The following is a 24,261-nucleotide window of genomic DNA, read 5'->3' as shown; positions in this document are numbered from 1 at the left end:
CCCTTCCCTGCCCGGCCCATGGGCGACAATGCGCGCCGGTGCGGCCCTTCCCGGCGCCGCCGCTGAAGGTGGTGTGTGTTGGAGTTTGATGCGGTGATTGTGGGCGCCGGTGCCGCCGGCCTGTTTTGTGCCGGTGTGGCCGGCCAGCTGGGCCTGAAGGTGCTGGTGATCGATCACAGCGACAAGGTGGCCGAGAAGATCCGCATCTCCGGCGGTGGCCGCTGCAACTTCACCAACCGCGACGCCACGCCCGCCCAGTTCGTCAGCGCCAACCCGCATTTCTGCCGCTCGGCCCTGTCACGCTACACCCCACGCGACTTCATCGCGCTGGTGCAGCGCCACGGCATCCCCTACCACGAAAAACACAAAGGCCAGCTGTTCTGCGACCGCTCGGCCGAAGACATCATCCAACTGCTGCTGCGCGAGTGCGACGCCGGCCGGGTGACACGCTGGCAGCCCTGCCGGGTGGCCGCCGTGCGCCACACCGAGGCCGGCTACGAACTCGACACCGACCGCGGCATGGTGCGCAGCGCCACGGTGGTGATTGCCACCGGCGGCCTGTCCATCCCCAAGATTGGCGCCACCGATTTCGGCCACCGCATCGCCCGCCAGTTCGGCCTGCGCCTGACCGAGCTGCGGCCGGCGCTGGTACCGCTGACCTTTGACGGCGCGGCCTGGGCGCCCTATGCCCAACTGGCCGGCCTGTCACTGCCGGTGCGCATTGCCACCGGCGCCAAGAAATCCGCCACCGCCTTTCTGGAAGACCTTCTGTTCACCCACCGTGGCCTGAGCGGGCCGGCGGTGCTGCAGATTTCCAGCTTCTGGCGCGAAGGCCAGCCGCTGCAGCTCAACCTGGCCCCCGAGGTCGATCTGGCCGCCCTGCTGGCCCAGGCCAAGGTCCGCTCACGCAAGCTGATCGCCAACGAGCTGGCCGGTGCCTTGCCGGCCCGGCTGGCCGACGCCTGGGCGGCCCAAGACCCGGCCTGGCAGCGGCCGGTGTGCGACGCCAGCGACAAGGCGCTGCAGGCGCTGGCCGACAAGCTGGCGCGCTGGGAGCTGCTGCCCAACGGCACCGAGGGCTACCGCAAGGCCGAAGTCACGCTGGGCGGGGTGGACACCCGCGACCTGTCGTCGCAGACCCTGGCCGCCACCCAGCAACCCGGGCTGTATTTCATCGGCGAGGTGGTCGACGTGACCGGCTGGCTGGGGGGTTACAACTTCCAATGGGCCTGGGCCAGCGGTTTTGCCTGCGCCCAGGGCCTGGTGGCGCACAAAAACGCCGCCCTTTCGGCCTGAATCCACCCGGGGCAGCGTTGTGGCGCCACCGAATCCCGCTATAATTTCAGGCTTTACTGGCACCACCCCGCTGCCTGACATTCATTTTGGCGGGGAACCCCGCTCATGGGCCCGATCTTCCCAGAGCACAATTTTGGAATCTGTTCACCCATGACGATGATCCGTGTTAAAGAAAACGAGCCGTTTGACGTGGCCCTGCGCCGCTTCAAGCGCACCATTGAAAAGCTCGGCCTGCTGACCGACCTGCGCGCCCGTGAGTTTTACGAAAAGCCCACCGCCGAGCGCAAGCGCAAGAAGGCGGCCGCTGTGAAGCGCCACTACAAGCGCGTGCGCAGCATGCAGCTGCCCAAAAAGCTGTACTGAGCGCAGCCGCCTCGGCGGCTCCCAAACAACCCGCTGCGACCTGTTCCAGCGGGTTTTTTCATGCCCGACCTCATTTCAAGGAACACCCCATGGCCCTCAAAGACCAGATCACCGAAGACATGAAGACCGCGATGCGCGCCAAGGACAGCGAGCGCCTGGGCACCATCCGCCTGCTGCTGGCCGCCTGCAAGCAAAAAGAGGTGGACGAGCGGATCGAGTTGGACGACGCCATGGTGATCGCCATCGTCGACAAGCTCATCAAGCAGCGCAAGGACTCGATCGCCGCCTACGAGCAGGCCGACCGGCCCGACCTGGCCGAGAAGGAAGCCAGCGAACTGAAGGTGCTGGCGGCCTACCTGCCGGCCCGCATGAGCGCCGACGAAGTCACGGCAGCGGTGTTGGCCATCGTGGCCGGGCTGGGCGCCAAGGGCCCCGGTGACATGGGCAAGGTCATGGGTGCGGTGAAAGCCCAGCTCGCCGGCAAGGCCGATATGGCGCTGGTGTCGGCGGCCGTCAAGGCGGCGTTGGCCAACTGAGCACCCCGCCCGCCGCCCTGGCGGGTGCTACGGGGGTGGCGCAGGCTTGGGTCAGCTCCCCGCCACCTTCATCCGGTTCACCAGGATGGAGCCCACGGTCTTGGCGCCGAAGTTGTAGGTGTCGGCACCCACGGCCTCGATGCCCTTGAACATGTCTTTCAGGTTGCCGGCGATGGTGATCTCTTCCACCGGGAAGGCGATCTCGCCGTTCTCCACCCAGAAGCCGCTGGCGCCGCGCGAGTAGTCGCCGGTGACGTAGTTCACGCCCTGGCCCATCAGCTCGATGACGAACAGGCCGGTGCCCAGCTTTTTCAACATCGCGTTCAGGTCGTCGCCCTTCTTGGTGCGGCGCGAGCTCAGCGTCAGGTTGTGCGAGCCGCCGGCGTTGCCGGTGGTTTTCATGCCCAGCTTGCGCGCCGAGTAGGTGCTGAGGAAATAGCCCTCGACCCGTCCCGCTTCCACCACTTTGCGCGCTTGCACCGCCACACCCTCGTCGTCAAACGGCGAGCTGCCTTTGCCGCGCAGCACAAACGGGTCTTCGGCGATGTCGATGTGTTTGCCAAACACCGGTTTGCCCAGCGAGTCGAGCAGGAAAGAACTCTTGCGGTACAGCGATCCGCCGCTCACCGCCTGCACAAAGGCACCCAGCAGGCCGGCCGCTGCCGGTGACTCGAACAGCACCGGGCATTGCGTGGTGGGGATCTTGCGGGCCTTGAGCCGGCTTAAAGCGCGCTCGGCGGCGTAGCGGCCCACCGCCTCGGGTGAGGCCAGCTCGGCGGCGTGGCGCATGGAGCTGTACCAGGCGTCGCGCTGCATGTCGCGGCCTTTGCCGGCGATGGGCGCCACCGAGATGGAATGGCGCGAGCTGGCGTAGCCACCCCGGAAGCCATGGGTGTGGGCGCTGAAGAAATGGCTTTGCTGGGCCGACACCGCCGCGCCCTCGCTGTTGGTGATGCGTTTGCTGGTGCGCAGCGCCGCGTCTTCGCAGGCCATGGCCATGGCCGCGGCCTGCTCGCTGGTGATGGCCCAAGGGTGGAACAGGTCCAGGTCGCGCTGGGCGGTGGCGATGTCGGCCACATCCGGCAGGCCGGCCACCGGGTCTTCAGCGGTGAAACGGGCGATGTCGTAGGCCGCCTGCACCGTCTGCTGAATGGCGGGCTTGGAAAAATCGGAGGTGCTGGCATTGCCACGGCGGCTGCCCAGGTAGACGGTGACGCTGAGCGACTTGTCGCGGTTGCGCTCTACGTTCTCCAGCTCACCCTTGCGCACCGACACACTCAGACCACAGCCCTCGGAGGCCTCGGCCCCGGCGTCGGTGGCCCCCAGCTTTTTGGCATGGGCCAGCGCGGTGTCCACGAGGTCTTCAAACTGGGCACGGCTGTGGCTGAAACCGTCGGCGGGGGTGTGTGCGGGTGTGGTCATATCGGCGGCTATGATACTTGGGCACTGCCTGCGCGCGTCGCAGCGCCCGCTTTACCCACACCGCCCCCAGATGTCCAGAAAATTCAAAAAAGGCTACTTCGTTCAGGGCCAGTTTGTTGCCGAGGGCAGCGAGTTGGACCTGCAGTTGAAAGCCGAGCTCAAAGGCACGAGCGAGGCCAGCCGGACCGAGCTCAAGCGCGAGAGCGATGCGCTGCAGAAACTGGGCGAAGACCTGCTGACGCTGTCCGCTGACAAACTCGGCTCGCTGGGCCTGTCCGACAAAATGGTGGACGCGGTGACCGAGGCCAAGCGCATCACCAACTTCGAGGGCAAACGGCGGCAGCTGCAGTTTGTCGGCAAGCTGATGCGCCAGCTCGACGAGACCCAGCTGGCTGCGGTGCGCGAGGCCCTGACCGCCCAGCACAGCAGCTCGGCCGCCGACACCCTGGTGCTGCACCAGATCGAGCAGTGGCGCGACGCCTTGCTGGCCACCGACGAGGCCCTGGCCCTGTGGCTGGAGGCTTTTCCCGGCACCGACACCCAGCAGCTGCGTGCGCTGATCCGCCAGGCCCGCAAGGACGCCGCCGCCCTGCCCAATGCGCCCGCCGGTGCCGCGCCCCGCCATGGCCGGGCCTACCGGGACATTTTCCAGTTCATCAAGGAGCACCTGAGCCATGTTTGACCCGGTCAAGATCGGCATCGTCTCCATCAGCGACCGCGCCTCCAGCGGCGTCTACGAAGACAAAGGCCTGCCCGCGCTGCAAGACTGGCTGGGCCGGGCGCTGAAGAACACCCTGCGCTTTGAGCCCCGGCTGATTCCCGACGAGCAGGCCCGCATCAGCGAAACGCTGATCGAGCTGGTGGACAGTGGCTGCGCGCTGGTGCTGACCACCGGCGGCACCGGCCCGGCGCTGCGTGACGTCACGCCCGAGGCCACGCTGGCCGTGGCGCACAAGGAAATGCCGGGTTTTGGCGAGCAGATGCGCCAGATCAGCCTGCAGTTTGTGCCCACCGCCATCCTGTCGCGCCAGGTGGCGGTGATCCGCGGCCAATGCCTGATCATCAACCTGCCCGGCCAGCCCAAAGCCATCCAGGAAACGCTGGAAGGCGCACGCAACACCGATGGCAGCCTGAAGATGGCCGGCATCTTTGGCGCCGTGCCCTATTGCATCGACCTGATCGGCGGGCCCTACCTCGAAACCGACGAGGCCGTTTGCAAGGCCTGGCGGCCCAAGAACGCGGTGCGGCCCAGCCAAGCCGGCTGAGCCTGCCTCACTTGCCGATCAGCTGGTTCAGCTTGTCGGCTTCGAAACATTCGCTGCGCGCCGCGTCGGTGGGCACACAGTCACCGGCCTTGCGACTGGCCGACAACTTCTCAATGGCTTCCCACAGCAACGCAATCTGGTGCTCCTGCGACGAGGCGTTGTCGATCAGGCCCCGCAAGGCCTGGCTCAGCGGGTCGTCGTTCTGCGTCACGCCATAGGCTGAAAAGCCCATCTTGGAGGCCACGGCCTCGCGCTTGGCGTCGGACTCGGCCTGGATGATGCGCGCCGGATTGCCCACCGCGGTGGCGCCCGGGGGCACCTCCTTGGTGACCACCGCGTTCGAGCCCACCTTGGCGTTGTCGCCCACGGTGAAGCTGCCCAGTACCTTGGCGCCGGCGCCGATCACCACGTTGCGGCCCAGCGTCGGATGGCGCTTGGCGCCCTTGGTCAGCGAGGTGCCGCCCAGCGTCACGCCCTGATAGATGGTGCAGCCCTCGCCGATTTCGGCGGTTTCGCCGATCACGATGCCCATGCCATGGTCGATGAACACGCCCGGCGCGATGGTGGCACCAGGGTGGATCTCGATGCCGGTGAAACCGCGCGAGCAATGCGAGATGAAACGCCCCAGCCACTTGAAGCCATGGTGCCAGCACCAATGGGCGCGGCGGTGCAGCACCAGCGCATGCAGGCCGGGGTAGCAGGTCAGCACCTCCCAAACGCTGCGGGCGGCCGGGTCCCGCTCCTTGATGCAGCGCACGTCGGCTCGGAGACGTTCAAACATTTGCATACAACCAGTTTATCGTTTGGCCTCGATCGCTGCGCGCTGCATGGCTTTGGCCACGCCACGCAGGATGTGAATTTCTTCCGGCGTCAGGGCCGCGCGGTTGAACAACTGGTTCAGCCGAGGCATCAGCTTCTTCGGCGCCTCGGGGTCCAGAAAGCCAATGTCCACCAGCGCCTGTTCCCAATGGGCCAGCATGCCCGCCACCTGCGGCGCGTCGGCCAGCGTGGCCTCGGTTACCGGGGAGGCTGGCGAGGTGGGGGCCTCAAAGCCGCCCAGCGTCTGTCGCCACTCGTAGGCAACCAGTTGCACCGCAGCCGCCAAGTTCAGCGAGCCGAAACCCGGGTTGGTGGGGATGCTCAGCGCCACATGGCAGCGGTAAACATCTTCGTTGCGCATGCCGAAGCGCTCCGAGCCAAACAGAAACGCCATGCCTGCGCCCGGGCTGTCCATGCGGTGGGCCGCGGACCAAGGGCTTTGCAGACCCACATTGGCAGGGCTGGAGAGGGCCTCGAAGCAGGCCCGGGGCGCCATGGTGGGCGGGCCGAAATCACGCGGCGTCATCGCGGTGGCGCACAAATGGCTCATGCCGTCCAGCGCCTCGTCCAGCGTCTCGACGATGCGGGCCTTGGCCAGCACATCCAGGGCACCGCTGGCGCGCTGAACGGTTTCCTCGCGGCGCAGCACATTGGGCCAGCGCGGCGCCACCAGCACCAGGTCGTCGAACGCCATCACCTTCATGGCACGGGCGGTGGCGCCCACATTGCCGGCATGGCTGGTGTTGATCAGGACAAATCGGGTGTGCATGGCAGAAACAAGGGGCGGTCAGGGCCCGCCGCCCACGCCGTGGCGTGCAAAACAGGGGCCTGCGGGTAAAATGCAGGATTGTCGCCGCTCGCATTGCCGGGCGACCGAATGGCTCATCCTCTGCGCACGCCGACCCCGTCGGTGGGCCCAACCTCACAATTTATGTCGCTCAACCTGCACCCCATGCTCAATGTGGCCGTCAAGGCCGCTCGCGCCGCCGGCGCCATCATCAACCGCGCCGCACTCGACGTCGAGGCCGTCCGGATCTCGCAAAAGCAGGTGAACGACTTTGTGACCGAGGTCGACCACGCCAGCGAACAGGCCATCATCGAGACCCTGCTCACCGCCTATCCGGGCCACGGCATCCTGGCCGAAGAGTCGGGCAGCCAGCATGGGGCCAAGGATTCGGAATTCGTCTGGATCATCGACCCACTGGACGGCACCACCAACTTCATCCATGGCTTTCCGGTCTACTGCGTCAGCATCGCGCTGTCGGTGCGCGGCAAGATCGAACAGGCGGTGGTGTATGACCCCACCCGCAACGACCTGTTCAGCGCCACCAAGGGCCGCGGCGCCTACATGAACGACCGGCGCCTGCGGGTGTCCAAACGCATCCGTCTGGCCGACTGCCTGATTTCCACCGGCTTCCCCTTCCGTCAGGGCGACAACTTCAAGAACTACCTGGCCATCATGTCCGACCTGATGCCGCGTTGCGCCGGCCTGCGCCGGCCCGGCGCGGCCGCGCTGGACCTGGCCTATGTGGCGGCTGGCTTCACCGACGGCTTCTTCGAGACCGGCCTGCAGCCCTGGGACCTGGCGGCCGGCTCACTGCTCGTTCAGGAGGCCGGCGGACTGGTCGGTAACTTTACCGGTGAGGCGGACTTTCTGGAGCACAAGGAGTGCCTGGCGGGCAGTCCAAAGGTCTATTCGCAGCTGGTCAGCGTGTTGTCGAAATACAGCAAATTCGCCACCGCCGGCGAAAAAGCCCAGGTTCGCCAGGCTGGCGCGCAAGCCACGCTGGGAATGCCCGATTCGGGTGCGGAAGGCGGCGCGAACTAATTCACAAATGGGCGTTTTAGGTGCATTCATCTACGGTAAATAAGTAGTAACCCGGGCGGCGAAAAGGGTATCCAAAGGTACTATCCAGTACCGAAAAAAAGAACGGGCGTTCTTTTTTTAACCCTAACCTCTCGCCCCCATGAAACAACGCATCCTCACCTGCCTCGCGCTCGCCACCGCTGCCTTGCTGACTGCCTGCGGAGGCGGAGCGGCCGGCACCAAGACCCAGACGTCACGCGTGCAAGTGGTGGGCGATGACCAAGGCGACGCCGGCACCTTCGGCTACAAGTTCACGGTGCAAAGCACCACCAACGCCAAGGGCTACCCCGTCTTCACCGAGCTGGTGGCGGCCAGCATGGGCGCGCCAGCCCTGTGCAACTACTACACCGGCGCCAACGGCAGCATCGCCTTCACCACCACGCTGGGATGCTCCAGCTACGCCATCGGCGGCAGCCGCATCAACTTCCAGCCGACACTGGCCAACAACCTGGTGGCCCTGCCAGTGATCGGCCCGGCGATCAATGGCGCCCTGCCCCCTGGCAGCCAGCTCAATCAGGTGCTGTCCTTCCTGCCCGGCCTGGGCAGTCTGCTGGCCAATGCGCCCGCACTGCCGCTGATCGGTGGCACCATCGCCGGCATCACCCAGCAGGTGGCCGATTCGCTGCCCGGCACCACCGGCGCCAACACCCCACTGTCGGTGCTGAAGCAGTTGGAAACCCTGGGCACCAATGGCGTGGGCGAAAAAGACCTGGTGATCGTCATCGCCGGCACCAACGACGCGTCTGACCTCGCCACCGCCTACATCCAGTCTGACATTGACCAGGGTCTGGCCTTCACGACCTTGGTGGGCACCCAGGGCATTTCCAACAGCGACAAGGTGGCCGCCGGCAACGCCTACATGGCCAAACTGGCCGACCAGCTGTACACCTCGGTCACCGCCAATGTGCTGGCCAAGGGTGGCAAGAAAGTGGTCATCCTCAATCTGCTGAACGTCACCCAGGCGCCGCGCCTGACGCAGGCGCGCACCACCATCCAGGGCGCCGAAGCCAAGGTCCCGGCCATCGTGGAATGGGTCAACACCTTCAACCGCCAGCTGGCTGCCAACATCGGCACCGACAAGCGCATCATCCCCATCGACTACCGCAAGCTGGTGAATGACGCGATCACCGACAAAAACCTGCTGGTGGCCAACTCCGACACCCCCGTCTGCCCCGAAACGGGCAAGGGCACACTGGACATGTTGCCGACCTACGACCTGAAGAACTGCACCGACGCGATGCTGAGCGCCAACCCGCCGGCCGGCATGGGGCCTGACTGGTGGGTGCGCTATTACTTTGCCGACAGCGCCCACCCCACGCCCTATCTGCACAACCTGCTGGCCCGTGGCGTGAACCTCGAGCTGGTCCGTGCCGGTCTGCTCTGATTTCCACCAACAATTCGCCTTGACGGGAGACTCATCCATGAAACATGCCATCGCCCTGCCCCTGTTCGCGGGCTTGCTCGCCCTGGGAAGCACGACGGCCTTTGCCCAGTATGAAGGTACCTTCATGGTGCGCGGCGGCGTGATGCGCGTCGCACCCCAGGTGAAGAGCGGTGAGTTGTCGGGCCCGGCGCCGTCCGGCTCCACCACCGACAATGGCCCCAGCACCAAGATCGGCGGCGGCATCACGCTGATGCTGACCGACCACCTGTCGGTGGACCTGCCGCTGGCGCCGCCGTTCCGGTTTCCGGTGTACGGCACCGGTTCCATCCAGGGTGTGGGCCAGCTGGGCACGGTCAAGTCGCTGCCCGCCACGCAATTCGTTCAGTACCGCTTCATGTCGCCCGAGTCCGCCTTCCGCCCCTATGTGGGTCTGGGCCTGACCTACGCCTACTTCTTCCACGAGCGGGGCAGCGCCGCATTGTCCGGCCTGACCAATCCCGGCGGTGAGACCACGCTCAAGGTCAAGTCCAAGTTCGCCGCCACCGTGCAGGTGGGTGCCACCTACATGATCAGCGACCCCTACTACCTGGACGTCTGGATGGGCAAGACCTTTTTGAAGACCACCGCCACGCTGTCCACCGGCCAGACCCAGCAGTTGACGCTGAACCCGCGCACCGTGCAGGTCAGCCTGGGCATGGCCTTGTAAACCGCCGCGCCCATCTGGCCTCCCGCGCCGACCTCGCCCCTGCGGCAGGTCGGCGTTTTTCATGGGGCCGGCTGGCTACACTGCAGGGCTGCGATCCACGCCCCACCCACCGTGTCTGCCCCCGTGACCTCCCCCCCTGCCGACCTGAGCGGCCACACGCCGATGATGCAGCAGTACCTGCGCATCAAGCTGGACCACCCCGCCACGCTGGTGTTCTACCGCATGGGCGATTTCTACGAGCTGTTCTATGCCGACGCCGAAAAGGCCGCCCGTCTGCTCGACATCACGCTGACCCGGCGCGGCCAGTCGGCCGGCGAGCCGGTGGTGATGTGTGGCGTGCCCTTTCATGCGCTGGAAGGCTACCTGGGCAAGCTGATTCGCCTGGGCGAATCGGTGGCCATTTGCGAGCAGGTGGGTGACGTGGCCACGTCCAAAGGCCCGGTGGAGCGCAAGGTGGTGCGGGTGGTGACACCCGGCACCGTGACCGACACCGAGTTGCTGAGCGACAAGACCGAATCGGTGCTGCTGGCGGTGCACCAGGGCGCCCGCAGCGCCAAGGCCAACGGCGTCGGCCTGGCCTGGCTCAGCGTCACCCAGGGCAGCCTGCGGCTCGCCGAATGTGCGCTCGACGAACTGCCGGCCTGGGTGGCCCGCATCGCGCCCAGCGAGCTGCTGCACGGCAGCGACGTCACCGCGGCCTTCGAGCAGACGCTCAAAGCCATCCGCCAGGGTACAGGCCTGCTGCTGACCGAGCGGCCGGGCTGGCAGTTCGACGCCGCCTTGGGCCAACGCAAGCTGCTCGAACAGCTGGGTGCGGCCAGCCTGGCCGCCTGGCAGGCCGAGGGCCTGACCCAGGCCCACGCCGCCAGCGCCGCGCTGTTGGCCTACGCAGAACACACCCAAGGCCGGGCGCTGTCGCACATCACCGGCCTGCAGGTGCAGCGGCGCGACGAGCTGATCGATTTGCCCACCACCACCCGGCGCAACCTGGAGCTGGTGCAAACGCTGCGCGGTGAAGACGCGCCCACGCTGTTCTCGCTGCTCGACAGCTGCATGACCGGCATGGGCAGCCGGCTGCTCAAGCAATGGCTGCTGGCCCCGCGGCGCGACCGCGGCGAGGCGCTGGCCCGGCTGGCCGCCATCGACGAGCTGCAGGGCCCGCAAGGTCAAGGGGCGTGGCATGGGTTGCGCGAGCGTCTCAAGGGCAGCAGCGATGTGGAGCGCATCACCGCCCGGCTGGCGCTGCGCCAGGTCAAACCACGCGAGCTGGTGGCGCTGGGCGACACGCTGCTCAAAGCCGAACACCTGTTGCAGCAGTCGCACTGGGACGCGCCCCTTCTGACGGAGCTGGCAGCGGCGCTGGTGCCACCGGCTGACGCGCTGGCCCTGCTGCGCCGCGCCCTGCTGGACGAGCCAGCCGCGCTGGTGCGCGACGGTGGCGTGATCGCGCACGGCTTTGACGCCGATTTGGACGAGCTGCGCGCCATCCAGACCAACTGCGACGGTTTTCTGCTCGACCTGGAAACCCGGGAGCGGGCCCGCACCGGCATTGCCAACCTGCGGGTGCAGTTCAACAAGGTGCACGGCTTCTACATCGAGGTCACCCAGGGCCAGGTCGACAAGGTGCCCAGCGATTACCGTCGCCGCCAGACCCTGAAGAACGCTGAGCGCTACATCACGCCGGAACTCAAGGCCTTTGAAGACAAGGCCTTGAGCGCACAAGACCGCGCGCTGGCCCGTGAGAAATGGCTGTACGAGCAACTGCTCGACCAGCTGCAGGCCCATGTGCCTCGGCTGGGCCGGCTGGCCACCGCGCTGGCCTCGCTGGACACGCTGTGTGCGCTGGCCGAGCGCAGCCTGACGCTGGGCTGGTGTGCGCCGCAGTTTGTGCGCGAGCCCTGCATCGACATCAGCGCCGGTCGGCACCCAGTGGTCGAGGCCCGCTTGGCCGAGTTGAGTGGCGGCAGCTTCATCCCCAACGACACGCGGCTGGGCCCCAAACAGCGCATGCAAGTCATCACCGGCCCCAACATGGGCGGCAAATCGACCTACATGCGCCAGGTGGCGCTGATCGCGTTGCTGGCCAGCATGGGCAGCCATGTGCCGGCGCGGGCCTGCCGGCTCGGGCCCATCGACGCCATCCACACCCGCATCGGTGCGGCCGACGACCTGGCCAATGCCCAGTCCACCTTCATGCTGGAGATGACCGAGGCGGCGCAAATCCTGCACAGCGCCAGCCCGCACAGCCTGGTGCTGATGGACGAGATCGGCCGCGGCACCTCCACCTTCGACGGCCTGGCGCTGGCCAGCGGCATCGCCGCCCATTTGCACGACAAGACCCAGGCCTTCACGCTGTTTGCCACCCATTACTTCGAACTCACCGAGTTTCCGGCCCAGCACCATGCGGCGGTCAACGTCCATGTCAGTGCGGCCGAGGCTGGCGCCGACATTGTTTTCCTGCACGAGATCCAGCCCGGACCGGCCAGCCGCAGCTATGGCATACAAGTTGCGAAGTTGGCTGGCATGCCCGCCGCCGTCCTCCACCACGCCCGCCATGCGCTGCAAGCGCTGGAGGCGCAGCAATCGGAAACCCGGGCCCAGGTGGATTTGTTCGCCGCCCCGGCCGAGGCCGACAGCCGCGGCCCCAGCGCGCTGGAGTCCGCGCTGACCCAGCTCAACCCCGACAGCCTGAGCCCGCGCGAAGCGCTGGACGCGCTGTACACCCTGCACAAGCTCCATGCGGCCTCGCGTTGAGACCGCATTCAACCACCCTGACCCACCATGACCTACTGCGTCGCCATCAAACTCAACGCCGGCCTTGTCTTCCTGTCGGACTCGCGCACCAATGCCGGCCTCGACCAGATCAGCAGCTTCCGCAAGATGATCGTCTACGAGAAGCCGCACGACCGCTTCATGGTGCTGCTGTCGGCCGGCAACCTGAGCATCTCGCAGTCCATCCGCGAGATCCTGCAGATCGAGCAACTGAAGGACCCCGAGGACGGCCCGCCCATCACCATCTGGAACGCCACCAGCATGTTCGACGCCGCCCGGGTGCTGGGCGCGGCGGTGCGACGGGTCTATGAACGCGACGCGGCCTCGCTGAAACAGGCAGGCGTGGAGTTCAACGTGTCCATGATCTTCGGTGGCCAGATCGCCGGCGAAGGCATGCGGCTGTTCCAGGTCTACTCGGCCGGCAACTTCATCGAGGCCACCTCGGAAACACCTTACTTCCAGGTCGGCGAATCCAAGTACGGCAAGCCGGTGCTCGACCGCGTCATCACCCCCGAGACACCGCTGGACGAGGCCGCCAAATGCGCGCTGGTGTCGATGGACTCGACGCTGAAGTCCAACCTGTCGGTGGGCCTGCCACTGGACATGGTGGTCTACGAGGCCAGCAGCTTCCACACCGACAAGGTCTTGTGCATCGACGAGAACAACCCCTATTTCCGCATGCTGCGCGGCAGCTGGGGCCAGAAGCTGCGCGAGGTGTTCGATGGCATCCAGCAGCCGGTCTGGGACGGCAGCCACACCGACACCCCGCTGATGGTGCAGTCCAGCCGGGCCCAGCCGCTGAAAAAAATCACCTCGCCGTCCGAAAAGCTGATCTGACTCTGCGGGCGATATGGGCTTGATCGTTTTTTCGCACGGCAACGGCTTTCCCGGCGCCACTTACAACACGCTGTTCAAGGCCTTGCGGGTACGCGGCTTCAAGCTGCGCGCCATTGACCGGTTGGGCCATGACCCGCGCTTTCCAGTCAGCAACAACTGGCCCCATCTGGTGCGCCAGGTGGCCGACTTTGCGGCCACCGAGATCGCCCGCGCCGGTGAGCCGGCCTGGCTGGTGGGCCATTCGCTGGGCGGCATGCTGAGCGCCATGGTGGCGGCCCGCCACCCGCAGACTGGCGCCGACGGCCTGGGCGGCCATGGCCTGGCCGGCGTGGTGCTGCTGGACTCGCCCATGGTGGGGGGCTGGCGCGCCACCGCGGTGAACATGGCCAAACGCACACCGCTGTTTGGCAGCATGACGCCGGGCGCGGTGAGCCGCAAACGCCGCCACCAATGGCCAGACCGCGATGCGGCGCTGGCCCATTTCGCCAGCAAGAAGGCCTTTGCCCGCTGGGACCCGCAAGCCCTGGTCGACTACATCGACCACGGCACCGAAGACCTGGACGGCAAACGGGTGCTGCGCTTTGACCGCGAGGTGGAAACCGCCATCTACAACACCCTGCCCGACCACCTGGACCGGCTCCTCAGCCGACACCCGCCGCGCTGTCCAGTCGCCTTTGTCGGCGGCTTGCAATCGGAAGAACTGCGCCAGGCTGGCCTGGCGCTGACCGAGAAAGTCACCCGCGGCCGCATGGCCATGCTGGATGGCAGCCATCTGTTCCCGATGGAAAAGCCGCTGGCCACCGCCGCCGCGGTGGAAGCCGCCATCCGCGGCATGCAGGGCTGAGCGCCGGTCGTCAGCGCAGGCGGTTGAGCCGCGATTCGATGGCCGCCAGCGTGATCGGACCGGCCACGCCGTCGGCCTTGAGCCCGGCCGCGGCCTGGAAACCGCGCACGGCACGGGCCGTGCCCGGCCCGTAACGGCCATCGACCTCCAGCACCGGGTCGGCACCGAGGTCGTTCAGCGCCTCCTGCAGCCAGGCCGTGTCCTTGCTGCGTTTGCCCGCCTGCCAGCTTTCCTCGGGCTGGGCGTCGGTGCGCAGCATCGGCCAGAGCCGGTCGAACCAGGACTGGCGGTCCTGGATGCCGTTGAAACCGCCATTGATGACGCGGGTGATGCCGTTCAGGTCGTTCAGGTCGGCCAGGCGGTTGAGCTTGCCCCGGGTCCATTCGTTGAGCGCCGGCTGCAGCGCATGTTCCGGCGTGGTGGCCAGGCTGGGGTCGCTCTCCAGGTCCAGGCCACTGAGCTCGCCCATGGTGCGGTGGTTGGCCCGGCCGGTGGTCTGCAGCAGGCCATTGCCGCGGAAAAGGAAACCGTCGCCCGGCTCGGTGTTGCCCAGCTCACGGGCCTTGCGGGGGTTGCCCAGGCCATAAACCCGCTCGGCAAAGGCCCGCTCGTTGAAGGCCAGCTGTTGTGCCTCTTCGGGCAAGACCTTGGCCGAATGCTGGTTGACACCAAACACCTCCAGGATGCGGGACGCGCTGTATTTCATGCTTTCCCGCAGCAAGGTCATGCCACCCGATTCATGCAGCACCTGGGCCAGAAAATGCGCCTGCCGCAGCGGCGTGTTGAGTTCGTGTTCGGCCAGCAGGGTGGCGTGTTCACCCAGCGCCTGCAGGTACTCGGGTCGCGCCTTGGAAGACAGTCGGCGCACCGCCGACACCAGATCGAGTGCCATGGGACCCTCCTCCCGGTCAAAACCACCCCCGCTGTGGTTTGCCTTCCGTGCGCCGGGGGTGCGGCACGGCCCACGCCCCGGATTGTGCGGAGCGGACCCCGGCTTGCAAACCCTCCGTTGGTTGGAGAACGGTGGCTCAGGCGGCCCAGGTCACCAGCCCGCTCCAGGCCGTGCCCAGCACCACCAGGCCGAAGGCGATGCGGTACCAGGCGAACGGCACAAAGCTGTGGCTGCCGATGTAACGCAACAGCCAGCGCACACACAGCCAGGCGCTGAGGAAAGAAAACACCAGGCCGACCGCGAACAACGGCACATCGGCCAGGCTCAGCAGCGCCCGCTCCTTGTACAGGCTGTAGGCGCCGGCGCCGATCAGCGTGGGAATGGCCAGGTAGAACGAAAAGTCGGTGGCGGCCTGGCGGCTCAGGCCCAGCAGCATGCCGCCGATGATGGTGGCGCCGCTGCGGCTGGTGCCGGGCACCATGGCCAGGCACTGCACCAGCCCGACCTTGAGCGCGTCCAGCGGCCCCATCTCGTCCACGCTGTGGATGCGGGTGGCAGCGGGCGGCCGGCGCTCGGCCCACAGGATGATCAGCCCCCCCACAATGAAGGTGCTGGCCACCACCACCGGGGTGAACAAATGGGCCTTGATGGCCTTGCCGAACAGCAGGCCCAGCACCACCGCCGGGATGAAGGCAATCAGCACGTTGAGCGCAAAACGCTGGGCCTGGCGCTCGCTGGGCAGGGCCACCAGCGTTTGCCGGATCTTCTGCCAGTAGACCAGGATCACCGCGAAGATGGCCCCGGTCTGGATGGCGATGTCGAACACCTTGGCCTTGTCATCGTCAAAACCCAGCAAGGCACCCGCCAGGATCAGATGCCCGGTGGACGACACCGGCAGGAACTCGGTCAAGCCCTCCACCACCCCCATCACCATGGCCTTGGCCAACAACACGATGTCCACACGCGCTCCTGAAAAAAGAGCGCGCATTATCGCTCCGGTGACCACTGCCGCCGCTTAACACGCCCGTCGTCTGCGGCCCGCTGGACGGTCTGGCCGGCCGTGAAAATGTCACATTCACGCGGGTTTTTCCCTAGGTTTGGTCTGGCATTCCGGCTGGTTTGGGGGGTGTTGTTCTTGGACAATCCTGTCAAGGCCAGGGGCCAAACTGAATACAAAGGTACTCAAGTGGGACAACGTGTCAATTCATTGCTCGTGCTGATTGGCCTCGGCTTGGCCTCCGGCGCCGCCATCGGTCAAACAAAAGAATACATTGTTCGTTTTGCCGAAAACAAGCTGCCGGCCGTGCGCAGCAAGCCGGCCGACGACCGCATCGCCACCCAAAGCCGGGCCTGGGGCTACCTCAAGCCCACCACGCTGACCGAGGTCTTGCGACTGGAAAAAACGCTGAACTTCACTGTGCGACAAGCCTACAGCACGGTGCTGAGCGGGTTTTCGGCCCACCTGACCCCGCAGCAGGTGACGGCGCTGCAGCAAGAGCCCTCGGTGGAAGCCATCGAAGAGGTCAGACCCACCCGCATCGCCCAGTTGTCGCTGCTGAACAACCTGGGGGGCCTGACCAACCTGTTGGGGGGGCTGTCCTTCGGCGGCGGCAAGCCCGGCCCCGCGCCCGGCGCTGACCCGTCGCAGGGCGACGAATCGGTCAACGTGCCGGTGCTGCAGACCCAGCCGGCACCCGCCGGACCCGCCCCCGAGCCGGTGCCCCAGGTGACGCCCTATGGCATCCGGGTGTCGGACGGCGTGAACAGCTGGACCGCCCCCGGCGACGGCAGGGGCAGCGTGGACATCCCCACCGCCTACGTGATCGACACCGGCGTGGGCAGCAGCGGCAACGAGCTGAACCTGGTCGGCCATGTGAATTTTTACGGTGGCAGCAACACCGACTGCAACGGCCATGGCACCCATGTGGCCGGCACCATCGGCGCGCGCGACAACGAATTCGACACCGTGGGCATGGCCCCCGGCGTCAAGCTGGTCGGGGTGAAAGTGCTGGGCTGTGACGGCACCGGCACCACCGCCATCGCCATCAAGGGCCTGGACTGGGTGGTGGCCAACGCCATGCGCCCGGCCGTGGCCAACATCAGCCTGACCTCCTCGCCCAGCAAGATGTTTGACGACGCGGTGCGCCGCGTGGCTGCCGCCGGCATCGTGATCTCGGTGTCGGCCGGCAACGAACGCACCGATGCCTGTACCGAATCGCCCACCCGGGTGGGCGGCAGCACCGAAGGCGTGCTGGTGGTGGCGGCCCACGACGAGAACTTTGCCGAGCCCGGCTTCAGCAACTACGGCCGCTGCGTCGACCTGTGGGCCCCCGGTGTCAATGTGGTCTCGACCCGCAACGGCGGTGGCCAGCTCATCCTGTCGGGCACCTCCATGGCCGCCCCGCACGTGACCGGCGCCGCCGCCGTGTACCGGGGCCGCTACCCCGATGCCTCGGCCGCCACCGTGTGGAGCTACCTCAAGAACACCGCGGTCACCACCAACCAGGCCAGCAAGGACGGCGCCAAGGTGCGCCGGCTGCGGGCAGACATCCAGTAAGACCCTCCCTCGGCCCTGCATCGCCCCGCCTTCCTGCACAGGAGCCGGGGCTTTGTTTTGCCGCTGGTGGACACGTTTCGACACAAGGCCTGGTCACATCCACCTGCGATACTGAAGCCTTGTTCATTTTGCGAGCTTGTCTGCCCATGTTTCGTCCCCTTGCTGCTGCCGCCACGCTGGCGGTGCTGGCCGGTTGTGCCGGTCCCAGTTCCATGGCTTTTGACGTCGAGGCCGCACCGGCCGCCATCAAGGTGCCCGCGGGTCACCGCATCGCGCTGGAAACCGTGGCCAGCGGCAAGATCACCTACGAATGCCGGCAGAAATACGAGCAGCCCAGCCAGTTTGAATGGGTGCAGCTGGCCCCCGACGCCACGCTGAACGACCGCAACGACCGCCTGGTTGGCAAGTACTACGGGCCGCCCGCCACCTGGGCCAACCTGGACGGCTCCAGCGTCACCGGCAGCCAGGTGGCCACCGCCCCCGGCACCCCGGGCAGCATTGCGCTGCAGCTGGTGAAAGCCAACAGTTCCAGCGGCAACGGCGCGTTCACCAACGTCAGCTACATCCAGCGCGTGGCCACCCGCCACGGCACGGTGCCGGCCGACACCTGCCATGCCCAGGCCAACGGCGCCAAGGCCGACGCGACCTACACCGCCGATTACATTTTCTGGAAGCCGCTCTGAAGCCAAGCTGACCGGCCCAGACGACAGCAAGGGCTGCAAGCGGTGAGCTTGCAGCCCTTTTTCATGGGGTCAGCGAAACGCGGGTTCAGCGGGCCCAGCGGCCGTCGTAATAACCACCCCGGTGATGGTGGTGGCCGCCGTAATAGGCGGGGGCCACATACACCGGCGCGGGCCGGTACACCACCTGGGCCGGCCGGGCGTAGTACACCGGCGCCGGCTGGTAATAAACCGGGGCTGGCGAGTAAACCACCGGCGGCGGCGCGTAGTACACCGGGGCCACGTAGGCCGGCGCGTAATTGCCCACCGTCACGCCCACGCCGGGTGCGGCAATGCCGATGGAAAAGGCCACGTCACTGCGGGCCTGGGCGGCACTGGCGCCCATCAGGGCAGCGCCTGCCACCGCGGCGGTGGCGGCAAAAGCAGCAAATTTGCGAACGGTCATGTCAATCTCCTGGGTTGGCCCATGGGGGCGACAAGCCTGACACACCGGCGGTGTTTCGGGCCTTGGTGAGGAATTAACGCACCGGCACCCGTTTTCGATGCCATGGCGGCGGTGAAAGTTGGTTGCCAGAGGTAACAGACCCGACGGCTAAAACCGCCAGCGCGCCATCGGCTGCTCCACCCAGCGGTGAAACGCCGCCCCGGCCAGGTTGCTCAAGCCCCAGGACAGCAGCAGCCCCGCCGCCTGCCAGGCCGGCTCGGCCGGCACAAACACCGCAAACACCGCGTTCACCAGCAGCGCCACCGGGAAATTGAGCAGAAACACCGCGTAGGAGATGTTGCCCAGCCAGGCCAGCAGCCGGCTGCGTGGCCAGGTCAACGCCCAGCCCATGCCATGCCCCAGCGCCAGCAGCACCGCCACCGCCAGCGCCACCGCCAGGCGGCTGCGGAAGTCCAGCGCCAGCGCGGCCAGAGCCACCCCGCCCACCAGCAAGCCCCAGCGCCAGTGCAAGGTCCGGCTGGCCACCCACCAGGCCGCTGCGCCCAGGGCGTAGCTGCCAAAGAAATACAGTGCCAGGGCGTCCAGCGACACCAGGCGGTTGAACCAGACCATGGACGCCACGGCCATGGCCAGCACCAGCGCCACCCCCAGCGCCCGGGTGCCCGCCTCGCCCCAGCCCCAGCGGGCGCCCAGCTGGCGGGCCAGCCACAACAACCCCAGCAGCAAGGCGAAGGCCTGGAAATCGATGGCCACGTACCAGACCCCGGCCGACAAGGCCTCCTGGCCCAGCAGGTCCTGCAACAGCATCAGGTGGGACAGCAGTTGCACCAGCGTGGGGGCCGCCGGCGTCACCTCATGGGTGTGCAGGCTGCGCACCAGCGCCGAGGCCAGCACCGCCAGCAGCAGCGCCACCGCATAGGGCAGGACCAGCTTGAGGTAGCGCCGACGCAAGGTGGCCCCGGGTGCGGTGCTCACCAACCGGCCCATGGGCGCCAGGCTGCGCGCCGCCAGAAAGCCGCCAATCGCCAGAAACACCGCCACCGCCAGCCGACCGTATTGGCTGAACCAGGCCATCAACCCCGGCGCCAGTGGCTCGGCCAGGTCAGACATCGGGCCGTAAAACGCCAGGTGGTGCAGCACGATGAGCTGCGACGCCACCGCCTTCAGCGCGTCGATCAGCGCAAAGCGGGGGCTGGCAGTGGGTGACGGGGGGGCAGACATCGGCAAACGGAGGTGGGGGCCGGGCACGGGCCGCCGGTGCGGGCAAAGGCGCGGATGTTACCCGCTCTGCCCCCGCCTTGCTGACGCCCCCGCTACAACCACTGTGGTGAACAGGCTGCAATCGGGCCTGGACGAGCCACCGCCGCCAGCCCCACGGCGCGGGATGGCATGGCCCCCTCATAGAATGAACGGCATGAGCGCCCCCACCTCCACCGACAACAAAGAACCCCCCAGCAAGCCGAGCAACTTTCTGCGCCAGATCATTGAGCACGACCTGGCATCGGGCGCCTACGCCAGCCGCCGCTGGGCCGGCAGCCCAGGTGACGCCGCCCACCACGCCGCCGGCCAGCCCGACCCGGCCAAAATCCGCACCCGTTTCCCGCCCGAGCCCAACGGCTACCTGCACGTGGGCCACGCCAAAAGCATCTGCCTGAACTTTGGCCTGGCGCGCGACTACGGCGGCGTGTGCCACATGCGCTTTGACGACACCAACCCCGAGAAGGAAGACACCGAGTACGTCAATTCCATCCTGGACGCGGTGCAGTGGTTGGGCTTTGGCTGGGATGCCCACGGCACCAGTCACCTCTACCAAGCCAGCGACTACTTCGACTTCATGTACCGCGCGGCCGAGCACCTGATCGAGGCCGGCCACGCCTATGTGGACGAACAAACCGCCGAAGAAATACGCGTCAACCGCGGCGACTTCGGCAAACCCGGGGTGGACAGCCCCTTCCGCAACCGCAGCCCGGCCGAGAACCTGGCCCGCTTCCGCGCCATGCGTGCCGGCGAACTGGCCGACGGTGCCGCCGTGCTGCGCGCCAAGATCGACATGGCCTCGCCCAACATCAACCTGCGCGACCCGGCCATCTACCGCATCCGCCGCGCCACCCACCACAACACCGGCGACCAATGGTGCATCTACCCGATGTACACCTTTGCCCACCCGATCGAGGACGCGCTGGAGCAAATCACCCACAGCATCTGCACGCTGGAATTTGAAGATCAGCGCCCGTTTTATGACTGGTTGCTCGACCGGCTCTGCGAAGGCGGCCTGCTGGCCCAGCCCCACCCCCGTCAGTACGAGTTTGCGCGGCTCAACCTCACCTACGTGATCACCAGCAAACGCAAGCTGGCGCAGTTGGTGAACCAGGGCCATGTGAGCGGCTGGGACGACCCCCGCATGCCCACCATCGTGGGCCTGCGCCGGCGCGGCTACACACCCGAAGCCATCCAGCTGTTTGCCGAACGCATTGGCGTCACCAAATCCGACAGCTGGATCGACTACAGCACGCTGGAAGGCTGTTTGCGCGAAACCCTGGACGTCAGCGCCCCGCGTGCCATGGCAGTGCTGGACCCGGTCAAGTTGGTCATCACCAACTGGGACGCCTTGCATGGTGCCGGCACGTTGGACACCTGTGGCGCCCCGGTCCACCCCCACCTGCCCGAGCTGGGACGCCGCAGCTTCAGCTTTGGCAAGGAGCTTTGGATGGAGCGCAGCGACTATGAAGAGCTGCCGCCCAAGGGCTACAACCGCCTGTACCCTGGCAACAAGGTGCGGTTGAAATACGGCCATGTGATCACCTGCACCGGCGCGCTGAAAGACGCCAGCGGCGTGGTGACCGAGGTCCACGCCGAACTGGTGCTCGACACCAAGAGCGGCACCCCCGGCAGCGATGCGGTCAAGGTCAAAGGGGTCATCACCTGGGTGGGCGTGGCCGACGCCCTGCCGGCCGAGGTGCGGCTGTACGACCGCCTGTTCAGCGTGCCCCACCCCGACACCACCGACAAGGACTTTCTGGAAGAGCTCAACCCTGACAGCCTGAAGACCGTCGCGGCTTATGTCGAGCCCTCACTGGCCAGCGTCCAGGGGGATGCCCGCTTCCAGTTCGAGCGCCACGGTTACTTTGTGACCGACCGCAAGGACCATGGCGCGGGCCAGTTGGTGTTCAACCGGGTGACGGGTTTGAAGGACAGCTGGGGCAAGTAAACCATGCCCGTCGGCATGGGGAACCGTGGGCCTGGTGGCGGCAGCGTACGTGGCACAAGCGGTTTTGGATTTCTCCCACCGCGCGCCGGGCCCATGTGAATGCCCCTCACCCATTTGTAAGATTTTGCGTATCGTCCACGACTGTGATTCTGTGACAGATGCGCCGAGGGACAGGCCCGCGGTGCGTGCGTTTCAACCCGAGGAGCTCCCATGAACAAACTGATTCTCACCGCTGTGGCCATGGCCACCATCGCCTTCATCTCCGGCTGCGCCACCGCGCCCGCTGGCCCTGCCCCGGTGGACCCGAACACCATGGTCAACCAGTTCGAGGCCACCTTCGGCAAGTTCGAGGGCTACCGCCGTTCGGGCGCCAAGGGCATCTGCGCCACCGGCGAATTCGTCGGCTCGGCCGAGGCCCGCGCCCTGTCCACCGCCTCGGCCTTCAGCGGCAAGCCGGTGCCGGTGGTGGTGCGCTTCTCGGTGGGCGGCGCCAACCCCAAGGTGGCCGACAACGGCAAGACCCAGCGCAACATGGCGCTGCAGTTCAATCTGCCCGACGGTGAAACCTGGCTGATGGGCAACATCAACGCCCCGGTGTTCGGCGCATCCAGCCCCCAGCAGTTCCTGGGCCGCGTGGCCTCGCTGCAGCCCGATCCCGCCACCAAAATGGCCGACCCGGCCAAGGTCAAGGCCTTTGCGGACGCGAATCCCGAGGTGCTGCTGCAGGGCAAGTATTTCGCCTCCCAGCCGGTGCCGGCCAGCTATGCCGCGATCAACTACTGGGGTGTGCACGCTTATGGCTTCGTCAACGCCAAGGGCGACAAGCAGTTTGGCAAGTGGATTTTCGAACCGGTGGGCGGCGTGCAAGGCCTGACCGACGACGAAGCCAAGGCCAAGGGCGCCAACTTCCTGTTTGACGACCTGCGCCAGCGCGTGAAAGACGGCAAGGTGGCCTTCAACTTCAACCTGGAACTGGCCCAGGCCGGTGACAAGCTCGACAGCGCCACCGTGCCACTGCCCGCCGGCCGCCAGAAGGTCAACCTGGGCCAGCTCAAGGTGACCTCGGTGTCGGCAGACGCTGGCGGCGCCTGCCTGACCATCAACTTCAACCCCATGGTCATGCCCAAGGGCATGGAGCCCTCGGCCGACCCGATGTTGGCCGCACGTGCCGCGCCCTACGGCGTGTCATTGGGTCGCCGCGTCAGCGAAGGCGCCAAGCAGCAATGAGTTGATGCCCGTTGAGGGCTGGTGATGCGGGCCAGCCGCATCACACCCCTCAGCCCAAGGCCCCGGTCGTTCACCGACACCGAGCGGCTGCCTCCCTTGCGGGAGGCAGCCGCTCTTTTTTTACCGGTAGGCGGGGTAGTTGGGTGAAGGCATGGGCTGGGGCGCTGGGTAGGCCGCGCCCACCGGCTGGGGGCCGTTGATCACCGGCGTGATCTGGATCGCCAGGCTGGTTCCGGGGTCATAGGGCATCTCGACCTGGTAGGTTTTGCCGGCGTACTCGTAGGTCACCTGGTAGCCACGCACCCGGGTCTCCACCACGTTCTCGTTGGTGCAACGCTGCACCACGTCGGTTCTGGGGGTGCTCGGGCTTTCGATGCTGTTGCCCAGCACCGCGCCGCCAATCAGGCCGATGGCGGTGGCCGCCGCGCGGCCGTTGCCATGGCCGATCTGGTTGCCCACCGCGCCACCGGCCACCGCACCGATGGCGGCGCCGGCGCCGCTGGTGCGGCCAGGACTGGTGACGGCCTCGTCCCGGCAGACACGCCGCGGCACGGACACCTGCTCTTGCAGCACGACCTTGTTGACCACCCGGGCCATTTCGGTGGCGTGGGCCGGGGACAGCGCGGCAGCCGTCAAGGCAGTCAGGGCCAGGAGTGTTTTTTGCATGGGTGTGTGGTTTCGCATGGGATGTGAAAGGTGGTTCAGCGCATCAGGCCAACGGGGCCTGCCATGCTGTTTGGATCAATGTAGGGCCGCTTGGTTTCCGGCCGATGCCTGCGGCGTAACCACATGCATCACAGCGCCGACTCGCAGCGTCAGCGGTAAAAAGCCTCGACCTTGCCTTTGAGCGTGATCAGCAGCGGCTTGCCCTTGCGGTCCACGGTTTTGCCGGCCGGCACCTTGACCCAGCCTTCGCTGACGCAGTATTCCTCCACGTCAAAACGCTCCTTGTCGTTGAAGCGGATGCCGATGTCGTGCTCGAACACGGCGGCCAGGTGGAATTTGCTGCGCGCGTCCACTGACAGGCGGTCGGGCAAGGCGGGGCGGTCGGTGGTGGTGGTGGTGGTGGTGGTGGTGGTGGTTTGGGAGGTGTCGGTCATGGAAAGTTCTCAAATCAATTCAACAACGCCGATTTTCGGCG

At 66.6% G+C, this 24,261-nt stretch carries 24 protein-coding genes; 15 read left to right on the top strand and 9 right to left on the bottom strand.

Going from position 1 to position 24,261, the window contains the following annotated elements; all coding sequences use genetic code 11:
* Window positions 1–75 precede the first annotated feature (75 nt).
* The 3 genes from AC4BAR_RS04420 (at window position 76) to AC4BAR_RS04410 (ending at window position 2,195) form a co-directional block, all read left to right on the top strand.
* On the top strand, window positions 76–1,296 hold the full coding sequence (locus tag AC4BAR_RS04420; RefSeq protein WP_490626594.1) for a BaiN/RdsA family NAD(P)/FAD-dependent oxidoreductase: 1,221 nt from the start codon (window positions 76–78) through the stop codon (window positions 1,294–1,296).
* Between the two features lie 150 nt (window positions 1,297–1,446).
* Entirely contained in the window at window positions 1,447–1,659 is a 213-nt protein-coding gene (gene rpsU, locus AC4BAR_RS04415) for a 30S ribosomal protein S21 (protein ID WP_490626593.1), read from the top strand.
* Window positions 1,660–1,748: 89 nt separating this feature from the next.
* The gene (locus AC4BAR_RS04410) at window positions 1,749–2,195 is read left to right on the top strand and encodes a GatB/YqeY domain-containing protein (protein WP_490626592.1); all 447 of its coding nucleotides are present in this window, start codon (window positions 1,749–1,751) and stop codon (window positions 2,193–2,195) included.
* A 51-nt stretch (window positions 2,196–2,246) separates the two neighbouring features.
* Here the strand turns inward: AC4BAR_RS04410 and pmbA are convergent, their stop codons facing one another.
* Window positions 2,247–3,617 carry a metalloprotease PmbA gene (gene pmbA / locus AC4BAR_RS04405; RefSeq protein WP_490626591.1) on the bottom strand — a complete coding sequence of 457 codons (1,371 nt, stop codon included), beginning with the start codon at window positions 3,615–3,617 and terminating at the stop codon, window positions 2,247–2,249.
* A 70-nt stretch (window positions 3,618–3,687) separates the two neighbouring features.
* On the opposite strand from pmbA, the gene yjgA reads away from it, so the two are divergent.
* Window positions 3,688–4,299, top strand: coding sequence for a ribosome biogenesis factor YjgA (yjgA, locus tag AC4BAR_RS04400; RefSeq protein WP_490626590.1), 612 nt, complete (start codon window positions 3,688–3,690; stop codon window positions 4,297–4,299).
* Complete coding sequence (mog, locus tag AC4BAR_RS04395; RefSeq protein WP_490626589.1) at window positions 4,292–4,882, top strand: molybdopterin adenylyltransferase; 591 nt, start codon at window positions 4,292–4,294, stop codon at window positions 4,880–4,882. Before yjgA ends, mog begins: the two co-directional genes overlap by 8 nt.
* 7 nt (window positions 4,883–4,889) lie before the next feature.
* On the opposite strand, the gene cysE is transcribed toward mog, so the two are convergent.
* Both cysE and AC4BAR_RS04385 read right to left on the bottom strand, forming a co-directional pair.
* Window positions 4,890–5,663, bottom strand: coding sequence for a serine O-acetyltransferase (cysE, locus tag AC4BAR_RS04390; RefSeq protein ID WP_490626588.1), 774 nt, complete (start codon window positions 5,661–5,663; stop codon window positions 4,890–4,892).
* A 15-nt stretch (window positions 5,664–5,678) separates the two neighbouring features.
* Entirely contained in the window at window positions 5,679–6,470 is a 792-nt protein-coding gene (locus AC4BAR_RS04385; RefSeq protein WP_490626587.1) for an RNA methyltransferase, read from the bottom strand.
* A gap of 162 nt (window positions 6,471–6,632) precedes the next feature.
* On the opposite strand from AC4BAR_RS04385, the gene AC4BAR_RS04380 reads away from it, so the two are divergent.
* From AC4BAR_RS04380 to AC4BAR_RS04355, 6 genes are all read left to right on the top strand, one after another.
* Window positions 6,633–7,529, top strand: coding sequence for an inositol monophosphatase family protein (locus AC4BAR_RS04380; RefSeq protein ID WP_490626586.1), 897 nt, complete (start codon window positions 6,633–6,635; stop codon window positions 7,527–7,529).
* A 139-nt stretch (window positions 7,530–7,668) separates the two neighbouring features.
* Window positions 7,669–8,952: a hypothetical protein gene (locus AC4BAR_RS04375; RefSeq protein WP_490626585.1), complete on the top strand. Its 1,284-nt coding sequence runs from the start codon at window positions 7,669–7,671 to the stop codon at window positions 8,950–8,952.
* A gap of 37 nt (window positions 8,953–8,989) precedes the next feature.
* Window positions 8,990–9,658, top strand: coding sequence for an OmpW/AlkL family protein (locus AC4BAR_RS04370; protein WP_490626584.1), 669 nt, complete (start codon window positions 8,990–8,992; stop codon window positions 9,656–9,658).
* Between the two features lie 162 nt (window positions 9,659–9,820).
* The gene (gene mutS / locus AC4BAR_RS04365; RefSeq protein WP_490627191.1) at window positions 9,821–12,412 is read left to right on the top strand and encodes a DNA mismatch repair protein MutS; all 2,592 of its coding nucleotides are present in this window, start codon (window positions 9,821–9,823) and stop codon (window positions 12,410–12,412) included.
* A gap of 27 nt (window positions 12,413–12,439) precedes the next feature.
* Window positions 12,440–13,267: a proteasome-type protease gene (locus AC4BAR_RS04360; RefSeq protein WP_490626583.1), complete on the top strand. Its 828-nt coding sequence runs from the start codon at window positions 12,440–12,442 to the stop codon at window positions 13,265–13,267.
* Window positions 13,268–13,280: 13 nt separating this feature from the next.
* Window positions 13,281–14,111 carry an alpha/beta hydrolase gene (locus AC4BAR_RS04355; protein ID WP_490626582.1) on the top strand — a complete coding sequence of 277 codons (831 nt, stop codon included), beginning with the start codon at window positions 13,281–13,283 and terminating at the stop codon, window positions 14,109–14,111.
* Between the two features lie 10 nt (window positions 14,112–14,121).
* On the opposite strand, the gene AC4BAR_RS04350 is transcribed toward AC4BAR_RS04355, so the two are convergent.
* Window positions 14,122–15,003 (bottom strand): peptidoglycan-binding protein, encoded by an 882-nt coding sequence (locus AC4BAR_RS04350; RefSeq protein WP_490626581.1) that lies wholly within the window; start codon window positions 15,001–15,003, stop codon window positions 14,122–14,124.
* Between the two features lie 136 nt (window positions 15,004–15,139).
* A complete protein-coding gene (locus AC4BAR_RS04345) occupies window positions 15,140–15,964 on the bottom strand; it encodes an undecaprenyl-diphosphate phosphatase (protein ID WP_490626580.1) in 825 nt (274 codons plus the stop codon).
* Between the two features lie 252 nt (window positions 15,965–16,216).
* On the opposite strand from AC4BAR_RS04345, the gene AC4BAR_RS04340 reads away from it, so the two are divergent.
* Both AC4BAR_RS04340 and AC4BAR_RS04335 read left to right on the top strand, forming a co-directional pair.
* A complete protein-coding gene (locus tag AC4BAR_RS04340) occupies window positions 16,217–17,560 on the top strand; it encodes a S8 family peptidase (RefSeq protein WP_490626579.1) in 1,344 nt (447 codons plus the stop codon).
* A 146-nt stretch (window positions 17,561–17,706) separates the two neighbouring features.
* The gene (locus AC4BAR_RS04335; RefSeq protein ID WP_490626578.1) at window positions 17,707–18,243 is read left to right on the top strand and encodes a DUF3455 domain-containing protein; all 537 of its coding nucleotides are present in this window, start codon (window positions 17,707–17,709) and stop codon (window positions 18,241–18,243) included.
* Window positions 18,244–18,328: 85 nt separating this feature from the next.
* Here the strand turns inward: AC4BAR_RS04335 and AC4BAR_RS04330 are convergent, their stop codons facing one another.
* Together AC4BAR_RS04330 and AC4BAR_RS04325 are read right to left on the bottom strand one after the other, a co-directional pair.
* Window positions 18,329–18,685, bottom strand: coding sequence for a hypothetical protein (locus tag AC4BAR_RS04330; RefSeq protein ID WP_490626577.1), 357 nt, complete (start codon window positions 18,683–18,685; stop codon window positions 18,329–18,331).
* A gap of 147 nt (window positions 18,686–18,832) precedes the next feature.
* On the bottom strand, window positions 18,833–19,906 hold the full coding sequence (locus AC4BAR_RS04325; protein ID WP_490626576.1) for an acyltransferase family protein: 1,074 nt from the start codon (window positions 19,904–19,906) through the stop codon (window positions 18,833–18,835).
* A 193-nt stretch (window positions 19,907–20,099) separates the two neighbouring features.
* Here AC4BAR_RS04325 and AC4BAR_RS04320 point away from each other — a divergent pair, with 193 nt between their 5' ends.
* Both AC4BAR_RS04320 and AC4BAR_RS04315 read left to right on the top strand, forming a co-directional pair.
* Complete coding sequence (locus tag AC4BAR_RS04320) at window positions 20,100–21,893, top strand: glutamine--tRNA ligase/YqeY domain fusion protein (RefSeq protein ID WP_490626575.1); 1,794 nt, start codon at window positions 20,100–20,102, stop codon at window positions 21,891–21,893.
* A gap of 210 nt (window positions 21,894–22,103) precedes the next feature.
* The gene (locus AC4BAR_RS04315) at window positions 22,104–23,120 is read left to right on the top strand and encodes a catalase family peroxidase (protein WP_490626574.1); all 1,017 of its coding nucleotides are present in this window, start codon (window positions 22,104–22,106) and stop codon (window positions 23,118–23,120) included.
* 120 nt (window positions 23,121–23,240) lie between these two features.
* Here AC4BAR_RS04315 and AC4BAR_RS04310 read toward each other — a convergent pair whose 3' ends face one another.
* Entirely contained in the window at window positions 23,241–23,786 is a 546-nt protein-coding gene (locus AC4BAR_RS04310) for a glycine zipper 2TM domain-containing protein (protein WP_490626573.1), read from the bottom strand.
* 149 nt (window positions 23,787–23,935) lie between these two features.
* Window positions 23,936–24,220, bottom strand: a complete 285-nt coding sequence (locus AC4BAR_RS04305; protein WP_490626572.1) for a DUF3297 family protein — start codon at window positions 24,218–24,220, stop codon at window positions 23,936–23,938.
* Window positions 24,221–24,261: the final 41 nt, after the last annotated feature.

It is taken from the genome of Rhodoferax sp. SPJ4 (genome assembly GCF_058216275.1).
Note: the sequence above shows the minus strand (reverse complement) of the source record. Positions and strands in the feature narration are given on the sequence as shown.

Bases quoted from the DNA above. Each gene is read 5' to 3' on its own strand.
- mog (WP_490626589.1), top strand. From the start codon at position 4,292: ATGTTTGACCCGGTCAAGATCGGCATCGTCTCCATCAGCGACCGCGCC.
- AC4BAR_RS04355 (WP_490626582.1), top strand. From the start codon at position 13,281: ATGGGCTTGATCGTTTTTTCGCACGGCAACGGCTTTCCCGGCGCCACT.
- AC4BAR_RS04320 (WP_490626575.1), top strand. From the start codon at position 20,100: ATGAGCGCCCCCACCTCCACCGACAACAAAGAACCCCCCAGCAAGCCG.
- rpsU (WP_490626593.1), top strand. From the start codon at position 1,447: ATGACGATGATCCGTGTTAAAGAAAACGAGCCGTTTGACGTGGCCCTG.
- AC4BAR_RS04325 (WP_490626576.1), bottom strand. From the start codon at position 19,906: ATGTCTGCCCCCCCGTCACCCACTGCCAGCCCCCGCTTTGCGCTGATC.
- AC4BAR_RS04350 (WP_490626581.1), bottom strand. From the start codon at position 15,003: ATGGCACTCGATCTGGTGTCGGCGGTGCGCCGACTGTCTTCCAAGGCG.
- yjgA (WP_490626590.1), top strand. From the start codon at position 3,688: ATGTCCAGAAAATTCAAAAAAGGCTACTTCGTTCAGGGCCAGTTTGTT.
- AC4BAR_RS04385 (WP_490626587.1), bottom strand. From the start codon at position 6,470: ATGCACACCCGATTTGTCCTGATCAACACCAGCCATGCCGGCAATGTG.
- AC4BAR_RS04315 (WP_490626574.1), top strand. From the start codon at position 22,104: ATGAACAAACTGATTCTCACCGCTGTGGCCATGGCCACCATCGCCTTC.
- AC4BAR_RS04360 (WP_490626583.1), top strand. From the start codon at position 12,440: ATGACCTACTGCGTCGCCATCAAACTCAACGCCGGCCTTGTCTTCCTG.
- pmbA (WP_490626591.1), bottom strand. From the start codon at position 3,617: ATGACCACACCCGCACACACCCCCGCCGACGGTTTCAGCCACAGCCGT.
- AC4BAR_RS04310 (WP_490626573.1), bottom strand. From the start codon at position 23,786: ATGCAAAAAACACTCCTGGCCCTGACTGCCTTGACGGCTGCCGCGCTG.
- AC4BAR_RS04375 (WP_490626585.1), top strand. From the start codon at position 7,669: ATGAAACAACGCATCCTCACCTGCCTCGCGCTCGCCACCGCTGCCTTG.
- AC4BAR_RS04335 (WP_490626578.1), top strand. From the start codon at position 17,707: ATGTTTCGTCCCCTTGCTGCTGCCGCCACGCTGGCGGTGCTGGCCGGT.
- AC4BAR_RS04305 (WP_490626572.1), bottom strand. From the start codon at position 24,220: ATGACCGACACCTCCCAAACCACCACCACCACCACCACCACCACCACC.
- cysE (WP_490626588.1), bottom strand. From the start codon at position 5,663: ATGTTTGAACGTCTCCGAGCCGACGTGCGCTGCATCAAGGAGCGGGAC.
- AC4BAR_RS04410 (WP_490626592.1), top strand. From the start codon at position 1,749: ATGGCCCTCAAAGACCAGATCACCGAAGACATGAAGACCGCGATGCGC.
- AC4BAR_RS04370 (WP_490626584.1), top strand. From the start codon at position 8,990: ATGAAACATGCCATCGCCCTGCCCCTGTTCGCGGGCTTGCTCGCCCTG.
- AC4BAR_RS04330 (WP_490626577.1), bottom strand. From the start codon at position 18,685: ATGACCGTTCGCAAATTTGCTGCTTTTGCCGCCACCGCCGCGGTGGCA.
- mutS (WP_490627191.1), top strand. From the start codon at position 9,821: ATGATGCAGCAGTACCTGCGCATCAAGCTGGACCACCCCGCCACGCTG.
- AC4BAR_RS04380 (WP_490626586.1), top strand. From the start codon at position 6,633: ATGTCGCTCAACCTGCACCCCATGCTCAATGTGGCCGTCAAGGCCGCT.